Here is a 16,706-nt window from a genome sequence, read left to right on the forward strand (position 1 = left end):
GCAGATGAACGTATTAGATCATCCCTGGGGGATATTGGCGCCGGAGTTTGCGATCCTGGGTGTGGCTACGCTGATCATGATCATTGACCTGTTTATGTCTGATGAGCAGGACCGCAGCATATTCGGATGGATGGGGATTGCCGGAATCCTCCTCTCCATCTACTTCGTCTTCCAAAATGTAGGGGAGCCGGTCCAGCAGATTATGAATGACATGATCCGTCTGGATGCCTTTGCCAATATCTTTAAGCTCTTGTTCCTGACAGGAACCGCGTTGGTTCTGTTGATCACCATCAATTATGTGGACAAGAAAGAAATTAAATATGACGGAGAATTATACTACTTGATCTTAACGGCCCTTTTGGGAGCCATGATCATGGCCTCCTCCGCCGATCTGATCACCTTATTCGTAGGGTTGGAGCTTCTCAGTATCTCCTCCTACATTATGGCCGGATTGAAGAAGAAACATATTCAATCGAATGAATCTGCCTTTAAGTATGTGGTAACTGGAGGAATCGCCTCTGCCATTCTCCTGTACGGAATGAGCTTTGTTTATGGATTAACAGGCAGCACCAACCTTTATGTGATTGCTGACCGTTTGGGAGAGGCGTACCAAGGCGGATTTGATCTGATGGTATATCTGGCCTTCTTTCTGATGTTTGTGGGATTAACCTACAAGATTTCCGCCGTTCCCATTCACATGTGGGCACCCGACGTATACCAGGGAGCACCGACTCCCATAACCGCCTTCTTGGCATCGGTGTCCAAGGCTGCCGGATTCGCCATTGTTTTCCGGGTCTTCCTAACCGCCTTCAGCTCACTGGTGAAATTTTCACCGGAGGGCGGAATGATCAGCGTATTATTTAATCAGCTGCCGATCTATATTGGCATCGTTGCTGCAGCGACAATGATCATCGGGAATACCTTGGCCTTAAGGCAAACCAATGTGAAGAGAATGATGGCCTACTCAGGTATTGGCCATGCCGGATACCTGTTGATCCCCTTTGCAACGATCACCAACATTTTCTTTGAACAGGCGTTGTATTATCTAATCGGCTATCTCTTCGCCACCGTAGGAGCCTTTGCCATCATCATGGTGGTAAACCGTGACCAGGGAACAGAAGATATGAAATCTTTTGCCGGCTTATACCATCGGGCTCCGCTGACCGCCTTTGCCATGACCATCCTGCTGATCTCCATGGCAGGGCTGCCCATTACGGCCGGATTCTTTGGGAAATTTTACATCTTCTTAAGCTCAGTGTTAAGGGGAAATTATTGGTTGGCCGGGATCATGGTCGCAACCAGCGTCGTTTCCTACTTCTACTACTTTGGCATCATCCGTCAAATGTATATGAGGGCAGGAAGTGATCAACCGCTAAAGATTCCCCCAACGATTGCCACTGTGGTCATCATCGCTGTGGTCGTTGTGATTACGGCCGGATTTGTGCCTAACACCGTCATTGACTTCCTCCAGGTTAACTTTAACCTGACCGAAATCTTTGTTCGATAGGTGCCAGGCACCATCCGAGAATTTGTCGAAATTGATCATTGGGCATTCCACCGTCAAAGGTAAAGTGGGATGCCCATTTATGAACAATGGCTGGCTGGAGGGCCTACCCCTAATAGAAAAAAGCCGGATTTACCATCTTAAAGGGTAACCGGCTTTACCATTTTTTTATCGCTTCCCTGCCCATCACAAAACCAGGATTGGTTTAGCTTTTTAATTGATGCTTTATTTCGTCGGAATTAGAACATTCCAGTGGAATGACGTTCCTTGTACCCGTTTTTGACTCCTTTACCTGTTACATCTGTTGGTCGGCCTGTTGAACTAAGGACTTCAGAAGAATGGGTACTGAACTGGTTGATACTCCGACACTTAGGGAAAACTGCTCCATTTTTTTGGTTTTCGGATTTTCTTTAACGATCACTCCTCCACTTACCCCTGAGGCTAATTGATGAGCCGCGTCATCCGTCATATTCTCCGCCAGGATAATAAACTCATCTCCACCGTATCGAAAGATAACAGACCCTTTAGGAAACGTTTGTTTTAGATATGAAGAAACATTTTCTAACAGATGATCTCCAGCGAGATGCCCTTTCTCATCGTTATATTTTTTAAATTGGTCAATATCAATCAGAAAACAGACAACTCCCCTGGGAGAATAAACCCAAAGATCCCTTTTGACATGATGAAAGCGGGGAAAGTCCGTCAACGGATCCTTTAACGATTGAAGAAAACTGACACTATACCCAATCCCCAAAGAAAAATAAAACAGGTATTGGAACATGAGAATCGATAATATATCCGGTTCCAATGGAAAAGGAAGCAAAAAAATAAGGATAAAGACAAGCAAATGCAGCACAGTTCCCAATAAAGGATAAGCCAATTGATAAAGAAAGACAGGAATCGGAACAAACAAGAGTACAAAAGGCTGATAAAGGACAAGGGGAAGGAGGAGAGCTTCTTCCAACGTCAAAATGACGAGAAAGTATATAGGAAACCATCCTGCCCTTTTTATGCGGGAGAAGAGAAAATGTCCCCCAGCCAGACAAATAAGATAAAGGAAGAATAACAGGATGGTGAATACAGGGGTTTCCGGTAACAACAACAGGAAGAATGCAAACAGGAAAACCAGAAACAAATGGGAATAATATATCCAGTTGGGGATCGGGAGCAAATCTCTTAATTTCATCTCTATCACCAGAAGAATGTAGTCACTACTCGAAAAATTTTCTAATCATTCCCATTATATGTTCTATTATGGCACAAATCAAGATAAGTTCCATTTATTCTCTACCCTGGGGTTATTAAGGCGCATATTGACATGGTATGTTCAATGGTAGGACACGATATATATTGCGTGTAAGAGACGTCAACCTCAAGAGGGAATAGGTGAAACCAATTGCAACATATTGGAGATCGGATCAAGTTTTACAGGAAAAAATTAAATATGAGCCAAGCTTCATTGGCAAAAGAAATTAACCTCTCCCGTTCTACTTTGGCCAAATATGAAATCGGGGAAAGGATCCCGGATCTCGTCACCCTGGGGAAATTGGCCGCTGTATTTTCCATTGGATTGGAAGAACTGACCGGAATCAAAGCGCCGGGTGAAATCGTGCGGGAAATACAGAAAAGGTACGGCTCCCAAGTCGAGGGGATAAGGGAAGATTTGCTTGAACAGCTCTACATCCTGAAAGAGAATACCAAGCTTCAGGAAGTGCTGGTAAAACTGTTAAAAACCGATCCCAAAAGGTTGCGTGACCTGATCAAAGTCATTGAACTGCTGATAGAAATGAAATAGGTGCCTGGCACCTCCCGAATTTTGTCTAACATTGTCGATGGGCATCCCGCAAACCAAAGATAAAGCGGGATGCTTTTTCCATCTCACCCCCATAAAAATGGCAGAACCTTCGAACCATAAGGTTGAAAGATTGTGACTAGATTGTGAATAAATTGTGAATTTCCAGCACAGAAAAAAATGGAAAAAGGGATTCACCCAAACGTGTAGAATCTAGAAGAGGTGGCGAATTGCCATAAAGTTCTTAACCCCTGTAAAAAATCGACGTAGGCTATAGTCTGGAACCAATAAATGTGAACGTGATACAAACGAGAAAAGAGGAGAAAGGAGGAAGCACGCAATGGATGCTGGAAGCTCCTTTGCCATCTCTGGCGTATTAAATATATTCATTTCCCTTGTATTTATCGCCCTGACCTGGTGGGCCCTTCAGACATTTAAATTTGATTTGTTTCTGGCCCGGCCGGACAGTGCCCAGGGGAAGCTTTTGCTGATCCTTCTCTCCATTGCCATTGGAAATGGTGTAGCTGAATTTTTCCGCCAGTATTTAGGGTGGTCCCTGATGTTGAAAATGTTCTTCTAAAAAATATCCTTCATCAAGAACATTTTGAAGTATAGACCCCTTCTCTCAGGTAAAAAATAGAATTAAAAGAGTTAATCTTTACCAAAGGAGAGAGGGAACTTGAACAAAAGATATTGGGGAATTATAATACTTTCATTAATTGCCATCTTATTTTCTGTTTATCGCACGGTTTCCGGGCAAATTGGGGATTCTGTCCGGGATGCCGCCCTGATCGCTGCCATCTATGGGGAGTCACGGGCAGTGCCGGAACTAGTGGTCCTTCACCAGAGCGAAGAATACGAAAAAGCAGAAGGAAAAGAAGCGCTTCAACAGATGGGGGAAGAAATGGCCCAAAAAGCGTCCATGCCCGTAGGTGAGATGAAACAAATTCGCGGCCATTGGGTCTACCAGACCGCAAAAGAGCTGAAGGGCGGCGCACAAGCCTCTCTGCAAATCATGCACCTTTCTGATTTGGATAACCGAACCTATGTAACCTGGAAAGTAACCCACAATCGCTTTGCCTTGTCTGAAGTGGAAAAATTGGCAGAGCAAATGAATCAGTGGGTGCAAACGGCAGGATTTGTCCCCCAATTTAATGCTTGTATCCAAGGGAGAATCAGTGATAGACTGAACAATGGCGACTGGCTCGTCCAACCATCATCGCTGCTGGAAAAGATGCTGAACAAAAGGGAAGCCAAGGTGGTCGAATCCTTTCAAGATGACACAGCCTTAAGCATCTCAGCCTATACCCCGGAAATCGGAAAATATATTTGGACGAATCAACAAAAGATGAATCTGCAAGTGGCGGCCCATCGGGATCGAAGGGACGGTTCACTTGTAGTAACGATAGGTACACCCATTATTACAGTGGAATATTAATAGTCGGAGGGGAAAGCAATTGGACAAAATGATTGTCCGCGGTGGCAGGCGACTAGAAGGAAAAGTGAAGGCACAGGGAGCCAAGAATGCCGTATTGCCGATCATTGCGGCATCGATCCTGGGCTCAAAAGGGAAATCGGTCATACATGATGTTCCGAAATTGGATGATGTACATACCATGTGTAAACTTTTGTCTACGTTACAAGTAAAAGTGGAACAAAAGGATGATACGGTATACATCAATGCAGAGGAAATGAAAGGGGTAGAAGCCTCCTATGATTTGGTTCGCAAGATGAGAGCCTCATTTCTCATCATGGGTCCCCTACTGGCGAGGGAGGGAAGTGCCCGAGTGGCTTTGCCGGGAGGGTGTGCCATCGGCACCCGCCCCATTGATCAGCATCTGAAGGGCTTTGAAGCCATGGGAGCTGACATTGAGATCGGCCAAGGTTTTATTGAAGCCAAGTGTAAAGGACGTCTAAAAGGGGCAAAAATTTATCTGGATATTGCCAGCGTCGGAGCCACCGAAAATATCATGATGGCAGCTACCTTGGCTGAAGGTACAACCGTCATAGAAAATGCGGCCCAGGAGCCGGAAATTGTTGACTTGGCCAACTTCCTCAACGGGATGGGGGCCAAGGTCCGCGGGGCCGGAACAGGCACCATCCGAATTGAAGGTGTGGAGTTCCTGTCCGGCACAGTACATACCGTCATTCCTGACCGAATCGAAGTGGGAACGTTCATGGTAGCTGCAGCCATTACCGGTGGTGATGTCACCATAGATGGAGCCATCTGTGACCATTTGAAGCCGGTTATTGCCAAGATGAGGGAGATGGGCATTACCATAGAAGAGCAGGAAAACAGCATCCGGGTGTTGGCAAAGGAAACTACCCTCAAGGCAGTGGATATCAAAACCCTTCCATACCCCGGGTTTCCCACCGATATGCAGTCCCAAATGATGGCCCTCCTGCTGAAGGCTGAAGGAACCTGCATCGTAACAGAAACGGTATTTGAAAACCGCTTTATGCATGTGGAAGAATTTAAACGAATGAGCGCCAATATTAGGATAGAAGGAAGAAGTGCCATCGTTGAAGGAGGTTCCCTCCTAAGCGGAGCCAAGGTAACAGGAACCGATCTACGGGCAACGGCGGCCCTAATTTTGGCAGGACTTGCCGCAGACGGAATTACGGAAGTGTTCGGACTGCACCATCTGGATCGGGGTTATGTGGACTTCGCCGGAAAATTAAAGGCCCTGGGAGCCGATATTGAACGCTGCTCCGAAGCAGAGGAAGGGGAGGAAGAGTCAGCCAAAGAGCCCTCCCTAGCCAAAGAGGTACAGCCGAAGATCAAGATCCAGGCTTCTTTCGCGTGAACCTAACCTATATAATGGCTGTTGCCCGAAGGGTTGCGGCTCAAATATGAAAGCAGCAGACCACCGGAAGTTGACTTCAGGTGATCTGCTTTTTTTCTTTGAGAATAATTATCTAAGTAGATTTAAGATTAACCTTTTAAAATTTACAATAAAAATATACAATATAAATATAAATAAAACGGGGTGATCATGATGGGTGCTAAAGGGAAAAACGTTACATTCAACCTGCCCATTGAATTAATCGAGAAGTACAAAAATTATGCAGAACAAAAGGTTATTCCTTCGATGAATGCAGGAGTCAGGGAAGCATTGGAAGAGTATTCTATAAAAGTTGAAAAAGAACTTCTAAAGAAAGAAATGATGGATGCTTCCAATGATCCGTTGTTTATCAAAGACCTGGAAGAGAGTATGAAAGCTTTTGAGCATAGTGATAAAGAAATAAAGGAGCCATCCGAATGGTAACATATCAATGGGGAATTTTTTGGGCGGATCTAAATCCAACGAAAGGATCCGAACAATCAGGAGTTAGGCCAGTCCTGGTTGTATCCACTGAGGAAGCGAATCTGTCATTGCCTATTGTAACCGTTATTTCCTTAACGTCAGCGAAACCCGGACGAAAGGTGTATTCAATTGAAGCATACTTGCCCTCGGAGATATCCGGATTGCCCAAAGATTCGATCGCGATGGCACATCAAATCAGAGCAGTATCAAAAGAACGGCTAAAAGATAAGTGCGGATATATTGGTTCTGAAGAATATAGGGAAAAAATCAGACAAGCCATGATGGCATATCTGGATCTCGTATGATCTTGTCATAACTCCCTCCCCCCGCTCATAAGGTATAAAGGAAAGCCATTCCTGACGGGTTGGATAGGACTAGCCGTTGGGTGAACAGGCGATCCCTATGGGTGAAACGTGGGAGGGAGAACATGCGAAAATACATGATCTTTATTGTCGTCGGAGTCGTGGTTCTGACGCTTTTTGTTCCTGCCATCCTATCCTTGTTCATGGAGAAGCCGGAAAACATACAGAATGAAGAGACAGGGATACAAAGGGCTAAACAGATCCTTATCCCTGTATACCGAAGCGAAAAGAAAGAAATGGAAGAGATTCCGTTGGAAGAGTACATACGGGGTGTGGTTGCCGCTGAAATGCCTGCCGAATTTGAGCTGGAAGCCTTGAAAGCCCAGGCAATAGCCGCCAGAACCTATATCCTCCGTCGAATCGTAGAAAAAGACTTTTCCAACGTTCCCGATGGAGGGCTGGTGACAGACACCATAAACCACCAGGTCTATCTGGACGACAGGCAGCTCAAAGATCGCTGGGGCTTCGAATATGAGTGGAAGATCAATAAACTGAATCAGGTGATAAAAGAAACAGAAGGTCAAGTCATCACCTATCAGGGGAAGCCCATTAATGCCACCTTTTTTTCCACCAGTAATGGATATACGGAGAATTCTGAAGATTACTGGTCCGAAAAAATTCCCTACCTAAGAAGCGTTCCCTCACCGTGGGACCAGGAATCACCGAAATTTCAATCACAGGTTCAAATGCCCCTTCCCGTCCTGTTATCCAAATTGGGCTTGACCAATGCCGTCATTCCAGCCGCTGCCGGACAGGATTGGATAAAGGTCAAGGAATGGACCGAGGGAAAGCGAATCAAGGAAATCCGCATCGCGGGAAAAACGTATACCGGCAGGGAAGTCAGGGAGAGACTGGGGCTCAACTCCTCCCAATTTTCATGGGAAATCAGAGATGGAAATATCCGGTTCACGACCTATGGATACGGACATGGGGTAGGCATGAGCCAATGGGGAGCCAACGGCATGGCCAAGGAAGGCAAAACAGCCGAAGAAATCCTCCTTTACTACTATAAAGGTGTGGAAATTAAAGATTACCGGAATTGGATCCAGGAAAAATAAGAAACAGGATACTTTTCTAGTCGGAATTGTGTAAAATAAAAGCAGAACAAATCCGAATGAGGTGAATGATGAGACCATCAAAGAAGATTGTCCTGCTTTTATTATTTTTATTGATAGTATTCAATAGCCTTACTCCCGTGGCCAGTGCCCAACCTGTTGCAGCAGAGAAAAAATGGTCAGACTGGGTAAAAAGCATTCTTTACTCCCTTCTTTCCCTTTCCTTGATCATCGTTGCCTTCGTGATATTTTTTGAAAATCGAAAGCCATCTGAGACGATTGCATGGATACTCGCCTTTATCCTGTCTCCCATTTTTGGCATTATCTTATACTTTTTAATTGGACGCAATTGGCGGAAGAAGAAATTGTTCCGCCAAAAAGAAATCGTTGAGATGGAACATATCAACGAGATTATTCACACCCAGATTGAAGCGGTAAGGAGCAACGAACAGTTCTGCGGGGGTTGGATGACCAACAAGCGCCGCCTCCTACAGCTCGTATTAAACAATACCCACTCTCCCTTTACCGTCAATAATCGGACAGAAGTCCTCACCAATGGTAGGCAGACGTATGGCGCCATTCTGGAAGAGATCAAGAAAGCAAAGCACCATATTCATTTGGAATTTTACATCGTTCGGGATGACGGCATTGGAAAACAGATTCAACAGGCCCTGATTGAAAGGGCGAAACAAGGGGTAAAAGTTCGCTTTATGTATGACGGCCTGGGAAGCTGGAAGCTGTCCAGCCAATATGTCGAAGAGTTAAAAATGGCTGGGGTCCAGGTAGCCGCCTTTCTCCCCGTCAGGATTCCGCTGATGAACAGCAAGCTCAATTACCGCAACCACCGCAAAATTGTTGTCATTGACGGAAGTATCGGTTTTGTCGGCGGATTAAACATTGGAGATGAATATTTGGGATTAAATGAAAAAATGGGATTCTGGCGGGATTCCCACTTGAAAATCGAAGGGGAAGCCGTCTACTTCCTACAAAATATTTTTCTTGAGGATTGGGGCTTTATCACCGGAGAGGAAGTGGAGGATTTAGAATACTTCCCGGCACAGGAAGAAGTGGGCGAAGAATTGATTCAAATCGCGGCAAGTGGCCCCGACTCCGACTGGGAGTCCATTATGCAGGCCTATTTTGCCACCATTGCCTCGGCACAGGAGAAGGTATACATCACCTCCCCCTATTTTGTTCCTTGCGAAAGCATTCTAATGGCACTGAAAACAGCCGCCTTAAGCGGGGTGGATGTGCGGATCATTCTCCCCGGAAGACCGGACCATCGCATCGTGTATTGGGCCTCCATGTCCTATGTGGAAGATTTGCTCAGGGCCGGGGTGAAGGTATATCTGTATGAAAAAGGTTTTATCCACGCCAAGATCTTGATGGTGGACAGCGAAGTAGCCTCTGTCGGGACAGCCAATATGGATATGAGAAGCTTTCACCATAATTTCGAAGTGAATGCCCTGATCTATGAACATAAAGTGGTGAAGCGGCTGGAAAGGGACTTTTTAAACGATATCCAGGATAGCAGGGAGTTAACCCTGGAGGAATTCGAAAAACGCTCCATTTGGAAAAAGAGCCGGGAATCAGCTGCAAGGCTCTTTTCACCGCTGCTTTAATCTATAGATACGGAACTAAGAATTTACACGTCCGCCAGTCGAGTTCGGACAGGAAGAATTAATGTCCGCTTTGAGCGAACTCGAAGGCTGTCCTTAGCAAATTCTTAGTTCCGTCCATATAAGGCAAATTTGATTGATTTTTTCGCAACTATATGAGTCTCCCCGAAAGATTCAGGTATATGCACGGAAAATTCTGGCGATACTGAATCCTGAGGTGATGTAAATGAGTGAACAACAAAAAAATCGTGAAAGCACTCGACCTGCTGTAAAACCATCAAAATGGAGACGTTTCCTGCGAAACAAATGGACTTTCCCGGTGATTTATTTGGCAGCAGCTGGACTTATACTTGCGTTCATTCTGTGGTACCAGGATCCCAACGATTTGGCCATAGATAAGAACGAATTGGGCCTGGAAGGCATTGAATATTCGGAAAATGCCCCGGGAACCACAGAGGATAGCACAACCTTTGAAACGGCTGATACTGAAGAGTCTGTCGCGGTGACAGGTACCAAGGAACAGATGATTTGGCCAGTGGATCCGGATGCTGACGTGGATATTACCATGAACTACTTTGATCAGGGAGCCAGCGAAGAAGTACAAGCCTCTGCATTGGTAAAGTATGAAGACACCTACTGGCCCCATACGGGAGTGGACATTGCCGCATTAGACGGAAAGCCGTTTAATGTGGTAGCGGCCCTTAGCGGTGAAGTGATCCAGGTAGAGCAAAGTCCTACCGTTGGCAACCTGGTGGAGATAGATCATGGAGATGGCCTGGTTACCGTCTACCAAAGTCTTGATGAAGTCAAGGTGAAGGAAAAGGATCAGGTCACCCAGGGAGATCCCATTGGAGTAGCAGGAAGAAATATCTTTGAAAAAGATGCCGGAGTTCATCTTCATTTTGAGGTTCGCAAGGATGGAAACGCCGTGTCCCCTGACTCCTATTTAGGCGGTCCGGATACACAAGAGCAAGTAGCACAGTAAAATAATCATTAGCGTAAGGAAGCCTTATTTTTCGGCTTCCTTTTTTTGTTCATTCCATAATTCTTCACGAGCTAAGTTATCCCCTCAACAAAAAAATCTGTACCGAATTAGCTTGTCAGGCTTGTAATTGTAGAATATATACCTCCCACCATCAATATAATGTACCAGACTATTTCTTTAATAGGGAGGCGAGGGGAGTGCACGATTACATCAAAGAACGGACAATGAAAATAGGCCGGTACATCGTGGAAACCCGAAATACCGTCCGTACCATTGCAAAAGAATTTGGTGTATCCAAAAGCACCGTACACAAAGATTTGACAGAACGACTGCCCGAAATCAATCCGGAATTGGCCAACCAGGTGAAAGAAATCCTTGAATACCACAAATCCATTCGCCACTTAAGGGGAGGAGAAGCCACCAAGAAAAAGTACCGCAACTCCATAAAGACCAATGGGCAAGGGGAATTGGCAGAAAACCGGGCAGATGCATAAATGTTGAAATGATGTCCAAAATTTATTGAACCATGAAAAGGATATCCTTGATTCGTATAGAATAGAGAAAAAGGGCAGAAATGTTCGGAAATCTATAACGAAGCAGGGAGGAGCATGGATGTTTAGCAAGGATATCGGAATCGACCTCGGGACAGCAAACGTACTCATTTATGTAAAAGACAGGGGCGTTGTTTTAAATGAACCTTCAGTAGTGGCCATAGACACCAATACCAACAAGGTGCTGGCAGTAGGAGAGGAAGCGCGGAGAATGCTGGGGAGGACGCCAGGCAATATTATCGCCATCCGCCCTTTAAGGGATGGCGTGATCGCAGACTTTGAAATTACCGAAACCATGTTGAAGCATTTCATCGCCAAAATTGGGGTGAAAACGTTATTTGGCAGACCACGCATTCTTATTTGCACTCCAACCAATATTACCTCAGTGGAACAGAAGGCCATAAGGGAAGCAGCAGAACGAAGTGGAGCGAAACAGGTCTTTTTAGAAGAAGAACCAAAGGTTGCAGCCATCGGAGCCGGAATGGACATCTATCAGCCGAGCGGAAACATGGTGATTGATATTGGCGGTGGAACGACGGATATCGCAGTTTTATCCATGGGAGATATCGTCACCGCCTCTTCTATTAAGGTGGCCGGGGACAAGTTTGATGGAGCCATTATTCAATACATAAAGCGAAAATATAAACTCCTCATTGGAGAAAGAACGGCAGAGGATATCAAGACCAGTATTGGAACCGTTTTCCCGGGGGGGAGAAATGAAGAGATGGATATTCGGGGAAGGGATATGGTGAGCGGACTCCCCCAAACCATCACCGTAAAATCCTCCGAGGTGATGGAAGCCCTGGAAGAAGCGATTTCATCTGTAATACTGGCTGCCAGAGGGGTATTGGAACGGACGCCACCCGAACTGTCTGCCGATATCATTGACAAAGGCGTGATCCTTACTGGGGGTGGCGCTCTCCTCCATGGCTTGGATCAGCTATTGATGCAGGAGTTGAAGGTTCCGGTATTTATTTCTGATGATCCCATGAGTTGTGTAGCCAGGGGAACGGGATTGATGCTTGAACATCTGGATCGGGCCCCCAAGCAGAAGAGAAAAAAAGCGTAAGGTTAGTTGACCCACAATGATCATTTGTGGGTTTTTGATTGGACTTAAGATTTTTGGTTGAATTGCCGATAGGATAAATATAAGTAGTTAAGATTTACACGTACATCGAGTTGAGTTCGAAAAGAAAAGTTTTCACTGTACGTTCGATTGCCAAATAGCGAAGCCCTCAAAACATCAGGGATAATTCAACGATGGAGACAGTTGAGGTCTTGTTTTCGCTATTCGGTAATCTCACTTAGAACGAACTCAAAAGATGTACTTAGCAAATCTTTAACTACCTAAAGAATACAGTGATGTGGTGATAATAAATGATTCGTGGATTATATACGGCTGCTTCCGGGATGATCGCTCTGCAGCGCAGGCAGGAAGTATTGACAAACAATATTGCCAATGTAAATACACCGGGGTTTAAAGCGGATAACTCCGTGATGAGGTCCTTTCCTGAAATGCTGATCCAACGCATCCGGGATAACCAAACGGTTCCTTTATCCAACCGAACTTTGACGGTTGGGCAAGCTGCATTATTGGGAAGGATGAACACCGGGGTGTATCTGCAGGAAACGATTCCCCAGTTTACGCAGGGGGATTTGTTGAATACCGGCAACGAATTGGATTTCGCCATTTATGATGACGCACTCCCTGTTGATCCCGATACCGGAGTGAAGCCAAAGGTGTTTTTTGCGGTTCAAGACAGGGAAGGTAATATCCGCTATACCCGCAACGGGCGCTTTACCATAGATGGAGCGGGGCAGCTGGTAACATCGGAAGGGAATCTGGTATTGGATGAATTGAACCAGCCCATTCTCATTGGGGACCAGCCCTTCAAGGTAGGGGATGATGGTTTGGTCACAATCAATCCGGATGGGGATAATCCGCAGGTACCCGTCATGCTGAATTTGGTGATGGTCAATAACCCTTACTCTTTGGTGAAAGAAGGAAATGGCCTATATCGTTGGGAAGGGCAGCAGGCCCTGCAACCATTAGCCCAGGGACAACTGCCGGTTCAGATTAAACAGGGCTTTATTGAAGGCTCCAATGTAGATGCCACCAAGAGCATGGCAGAGATGATTGAAACCGTCCGGGCTTTCGAAGCCAACCAGAAGGTGATTCAGGCCTATGACCGAAGCCTGGAAAAAGCGGTAAATGAAATTGGCAGGGTATAGATATAGAACTCAAAAACTGTACTTTATAAATCTTTTTCCATCCGTATACATAGTGGTATAATTAAAATATGGTTAAAAGCGAGTGAGTTGCATGAACACTTCCTTAATCATTGCGACATCCGGTATGGATGCCTTACAAAAGAAGATTGACACCATTTCCAATAACATCGCCAATGTAAATACCATGGGATTTAAGAGGCGAGAAGCTTCCTTTTCTGAGCTATTGGCCAGACAGATGAACAACCAGCCCGATGAGCAACAGGAAGTGGGACGGAAAACTCCCCTTGGAATCCGCGTTGGTCAGGGCATGGGTCTGGCAGAGACGAGAATAGACCTGTCCCAAGGCCAGAGGATAGACACCAACAACCCCTTTGATCTGTATATTGAAGGCAATGCCTTTTTCCAGGTGGAAAGGGTACGCCTTGATGATCAGGGGAACGAAGTAAGGGAATTCCGCTTGACCAGAGACGGTTCCTTTAAACTGGTCCCCAATGATAACGGCAATCATTTTCTCGTTACCAGCCGGGGGGATTTCGTAACAGATAACTTCGGCTATCCCATTGAAATTCCTTTCCAATCGGAAGTTAATATTGACAAACAGGGCACCGTTACCATAAAAAGACCAGATTCCGATCAATGGGAGCAGGTGGGGCAGATCGGCTTATACCGTTTGCAAACCATCACTCCACAACAATTAATTGAAGCGGGAGACAATCAATATACCATTCCCGTGGATCAGATTGATCCCAATGGAGCATGGGGGGACTTTGTTCAGGCCGTTGATTTTGCCAATTTACAACCCAATGAATCCTATGGATTAGTACAAGGGGCGTTGGAATCCTCCAATGTGGATCTCACCAAAGAAATGACAGAACTGATTTCGGCCCAGCGGGCTTTCCAACTAAACAGCCGGGCCGTCATTACTGCGGATCAAATGATGACCATGGTAAACAACTTACGGGGGTAAATCTTCATGAACCAATATACCGACAGGCATAAGGCAAGAACTGCCGCATCCGTTCATGCCACACAAGCCGATACAAAAGCCAAAACCAAAGCAAAAAGAAAGAAACGAAGGGGCAGCTCAACGGCAAAGGTGGGGCTATCCGTCCTCATATCCGTTCTATTGGTCATTTCATTATTCGCCGGATTGATTGTAGGATATAACGTCATTGGCAACCAACCGGCAGGAGAAGTGTTTAACCCTTCCACCTGGAAGCATATGATCGATCTCGTCTTTGCAAAGGGCAGCTAACGATAAAGAAGACTTAATTCAGATGGAGTTCTTAACTCCACCTGAATTTTAGTCGCACTTATTTCGAGGATGTAGTGATTGACTCCCGCTTATTGAAGCGGGAGTCTTAGCAATACACCGAAGATAAGCTGTCTTTTTTTCAAATCTATCCATCATCTAAAAAGAGCATCCCGTCATGAAAGATGGGATGCTCCTTTATGTGAACCCTAACCACTCGAGTGAGAAAGGGACATTTATAGTTTGGCAAAGAAACGGGAAGATATGCAAAGGAATCTGTTCATTAGAGAAATCTGCAGAGCTTTAGTGAAATGGGGGGTCAATCAATGAATCAAGAATTACTGGACACTTTCCGTCAAATGTTAAAGGAAGAATTAAGTCCAATCAACATCAGATTAACTAAAATTGAGTCAGATTATCGATGAGTTAAACGAAAGATTAACGAAACTTGAAGCAAACATGTCTGAGACAAATGAGAGATTAACGAAGCTTGAATCAAACATGTCCGAAGTAAAAGGAACACTTATGAGAATTAAGGAAGGTCAACCTGCTGCCAAAATTTTATCTTTACTCTATCGATAAGTAAAGATAAAATAAAAAGTAAAGGCGGTGACTTTATGAAAAATACGGAGCATCTACAACCAATGTCGGTTCCTGATATATCTGCTGTATCGACGATCTCCAAGAAAGGTCAAATAACAATCCCGGTTAAGATAAGGGAATATATACACGCGGATATAGGTGATCAAATTCAATTCGTATTAAATGAGGCAGGTGAGGTTGTGGTAAAGGTTATAAAACCTGACTCATTATTATCCTTATTCGGATCTATGCCACCAAGAGGAGAAAGGGAAAACAAAACTTGGGAGGAAATTAGACAGCAAGCTAGGGATGAAATGGTGGAAGAGTAATGAAAAGGGTTGAAGATCATATGGAGCATTTTTTCTTGGATGCAAATATAATCATTAGATTCCTGGCAAACGATGATCAAAACCAGTCTCCTATTGCTTACAGCTTATTTGAAAAAGCTACCAAAGGTGAAGTGGTGCTGCATCTTTCACCTATGATTGTAGCGGAGTGTTCGTGGGTACTGCAATCTAAACGATACGGCTACTCTAAAATAGAGATTGCTGAACGATTGCTAGTATTAATTCAAGCTAAGGGAATTAAGGCGGAGGAAAAAGAGATTTTAATTCAATCTTTGAAATACTATAGTGAACTCAATGTTGATTTTATCGATGCGTACTTAGCCGTCTACTCGAAAGTAAGTGATGTTAGGAAAGTGATCACGTGGAATAAAAAACACTTTAAAAAATTAGATGTTGAGGTTTATTCACCAAAAGAAATTGTGTTTGGGGAATGAATAAACCTTTGACATAATAAATCACAATGATGTCTAATTTGGGGCTGTTGGTTTATGCCAACAGTCCGGCTTTTTTTTATTAGAAATCAAAGGATTGGATGAATGGGTAATCTATATTAAAATGGGACTTGAACATTTGATGCTATTTACAAAAAATTTGTCTTCATACTTAGCGTTAATGTGGTAAAATGTAAGAAACTGTTTGTTATTGGAGGTTCTTGCAGAGATATGTTGGATATTCGCCAAATACAAGAAATCATCCCCCACCGCTATCCTTTTTTACTGGTGGATAAAATTACCGAACTAGAAGAAGGTAAGAGAGCCGTGGGACTAAAAAATGTCACCATGAACGAACCTTTTTTTCAGGGACATTTTCCAGAGTATCCGGTCATGCCCGGAGTACTGATAGTAGAAGCGTTGGCGCAAGTGGGAGCAGTTGCCATCTTACATAAAGAAGAAAACAGAGGTCGCCTTGCCTTCTTTGCCGGAATCGACAAATTCCGCTTTAAAGAACAGGTAAAGCCGGGGGACACTTTGATTTTGGAAGTGGAAATTACTCGTTTAAAGGGGCCTATCGGTAAAGGACAAGCTACAGCTAAAGTGGGAGATAAGGTTGTAGCTGAAGGGGAATTGATGTTTGCTTTAGGAAATAAGTAGGAGAAGTTCATATTGAAATACACAAA

At 44.6% G+C, this 16,706-nt stretch carries 20 protein-coding genes; 19 read left to right on the top strand and 1 reads right to left on the bottom strand.

Features of this window, described 5'->3' with window-relative positions; genetic code table 11:
- The first annotated feature begins 4 nt into the window (after positions 1-4).
- Positions 5-1,507: an NADH-quinone oxidoreductase subunit NuoN gene (gene nuoN, locus L1765_RS04410; RefSeq protein WP_236405439.1), complete on the top strand. Its 1,503-nt coding sequence runs from the start codon at positions 5-7 to the stop codon at positions 1,505-1,507.
- 292 nt (positions 1,508-1,799) lie between these two features.
- Here nuoN and L1765_RS04415 read toward each other — a convergent pair whose 3' ends face one another.
- Positions 1,800-2,690 (bottom strand): GGDEF domain-containing protein, encoded by an 891-nt coding sequence (locus L1765_RS04415; RefSeq protein ID WP_236405440.1) that lies wholly within the window; start codon positions 2,688-2,690, stop codon positions 1,800-1,802.
- A gap of 210 nt (positions 2,691-2,900) precedes the next feature.
- Between L1765_RS04415 and L1765_RS04420 the strand changes: the two genes are divergently transcribed.
- From L1765_RS04420 to fabZ, 18 genes are all read left to right on the top strand, one after another.
- Positions 2,901-3,299: a helix-turn-helix domain-containing protein gene (locus L1765_RS04420; RefSeq protein WP_236405441.1), complete on the top strand. Its 399-nt coding sequence runs from the start codon at positions 2,901-2,903 to the stop codon at positions 3,297-3,299.
- Positions 3,300-3,636: 337 nt separating this feature from the next.
- Positions 3,637-3,876: a DUF1146 family protein gene (locus tag L1765_RS04425; protein WP_236405442.1), complete on the top strand. Its 240-nt coding sequence runs from the start codon at positions 3,637-3,639 to the stop codon at positions 3,874-3,876.
- A gap of 99 nt (positions 3,877-3,975) precedes the next feature.
- Complete coding sequence (locus L1765_RS04430) at positions 3,976-4,734, top strand: YwmB family TATA-box binding protein (RefSeq protein WP_236405443.1); 759 nt, start codon at positions 3,976-3,978, stop codon at positions 4,732-4,734.
- Positions 4,735-4,753: 19 nt separating this feature from the next.
- On the top strand, positions 4,754-6,103 hold the full coding sequence (gene murA, locus L1765_RS04435) for a UDP-N-acetylglucosamine 1-carboxyvinyltransferase (protein ID WP_236405444.1): 1,350 nt from the start codon (positions 4,754-4,756) through the stop codon (positions 6,101-6,103).
- Between the two features lie 189 nt (positions 6,104-6,292).
- On the top strand, positions 6,293-6,565 hold the full coding sequence (locus L1765_RS04440; protein ID WP_236405445.1) for a hypothetical protein: 273 nt from the start codon (positions 6,293-6,295) through the stop codon (positions 6,563-6,565).
- Positions 6,559-6,909, top strand: a complete 351-nt coding sequence (locus tag L1765_RS04445; RefSeq protein WP_236405446.1) for a type II toxin-antitoxin system PemK/MazF family toxin — start codon at positions 6,559-6,561, stop codon at positions 6,907-6,909. The genes L1765_RS04440 and L1765_RS04445 overlap by 7 nt, the downstream gene beginning before the upstream one ends.
- A 122-nt stretch (positions 6,910-7,031) precedes the next feature.
- Positions 7,032-8,024 carry a stage II sporulation protein D gene (spoIID, locus tag L1765_RS04450; protein ID WP_236405447.1) on the top strand — a complete coding sequence of 331 codons (993 nt, stop codon included), beginning with the start codon at positions 7,032-7,034 and terminating at the stop codon, positions 8,022-8,024.
- Positions 8,025-8,089: 65 nt separating this feature from the next.
- Positions 8,090-9,643: a cardiolipin synthase gene (gene cls / locus L1765_RS04455; RefSeq protein WP_236405448.1), complete on the top strand. Its 1,554-nt coding sequence runs from the start codon at positions 8,090-8,092 to the stop codon at positions 9,641-9,643.
- Between the two features lie 223 nt (positions 9,644-9,866).
- On the top strand, positions 9,867-10,625 hold the full coding sequence (locus L1765_RS04460; protein ID WP_236405449.1) for a M23 family metallopeptidase: 759 nt from the start codon (positions 9,867-9,869) through the stop codon (positions 10,623-10,625).
- Between the two features lie 197 nt (positions 10,626-10,822).
- Positions 10,823-11,119 (top strand): sporulation transcriptional regulator SpoIIID, encoded by a 297-nt coding sequence (spoIIID, locus tag L1765_RS04465; RefSeq protein WP_236405450.1) that lies wholly within the window; start codon positions 10,823-10,825, stop codon positions 11,117-11,119.
- Between the two features lie 118 nt (positions 11,120-11,237).
- Entirely contained in the window at positions 11,238-12,245 is a 1,008-nt protein-coding gene (gene mreB / locus L1765_RS04470) for a rod shape-determining protein (RefSeq protein ID WP_236405451.1), read from the top strand.
- Between the two features lie 308 nt (positions 12,246-12,553).
- Positions 12,554-13,408, top strand: a complete 855-nt coding sequence (locus tag L1765_RS04475) for a flagellar hook-basal body protein (protein ID WP_236405452.1) — start codon at positions 12,554-12,556, stop codon at positions 13,406-13,408.
- A 91-nt stretch (positions 13,409-13,499) separates the two neighbouring features.
- Positions 13,500-14,375 (top strand): flagellar hook-basal body protein, encoded by an 876-nt coding sequence (locus tag L1765_RS04480; protein WP_236405453.1) that lies wholly within the window; start codon positions 13,500-13,502, stop codon positions 14,373-14,375.
- A 6-nt stretch (positions 14,376-14,381) separates the two neighbouring features.
- A complete protein-coding gene (locus L1765_RS04485) occupies positions 14,382-14,663 on the top strand; it encodes a DNA-directed RNA polymerase subunit beta (protein ID WP_236405454.1) in 282 nt (93 codons plus the stop codon).
- Between the two features lie 402 nt (positions 14,664-15,065).
- Positions 15,066-15,242, top strand: a complete 177-nt coding sequence (locus L1765_RS04490; RefSeq protein ID WP_236405455.1) for a V-type ATPase subunit a family protein — start codon at positions 15,066-15,068, stop codon at positions 15,240-15,242.
- Positions 15,243-15,277: 35 nt separating this feature from the next.
- The gene (locus L1765_RS04495; protein ID WP_236405456.1) at positions 15,278-15,571 is read left to right on the top strand and encodes an AbrB/MazE/SpoVT family DNA-binding domain-containing protein; all 294 of its coding nucleotides are present in this window, start codon (positions 15,278-15,280) and stop codon (positions 15,569-15,571) included.
- Positions 15,571-16,023 (top strand): PIN domain-containing protein, encoded by a 453-nt coding sequence (locus L1765_RS04500; protein WP_236405457.1) that lies wholly within the window; start codon positions 15,571-15,573, stop codon positions 16,021-16,023. The genes L1765_RS04495 and L1765_RS04500 overlap by 1 nt, the downstream gene beginning before the upstream one ends.
- Positions 16,024-16,251: 228 nt before the next feature.
- The gene (gene fabZ / locus L1765_RS04505; RefSeq protein ID WP_236405458.1) at positions 16,252-16,680 is read left to right on the top strand and encodes a 3-hydroxyacyl-ACP dehydratase FabZ; all 429 of its coding nucleotides are present in this window, start codon (positions 16,252-16,254) and stop codon (positions 16,678-16,680) included.
- Positions 16,681-16,706: the final 26 nt, after the last annotated feature.

Source organism: Microaerobacter geothermalis (assembly GCF_021608135.1).
Lineage (GTDB): Bacteria > Bacillota > Bacilli > DSM-22679 > DSM-22679 > Microaerobacter > Microaerobacter geothermalis.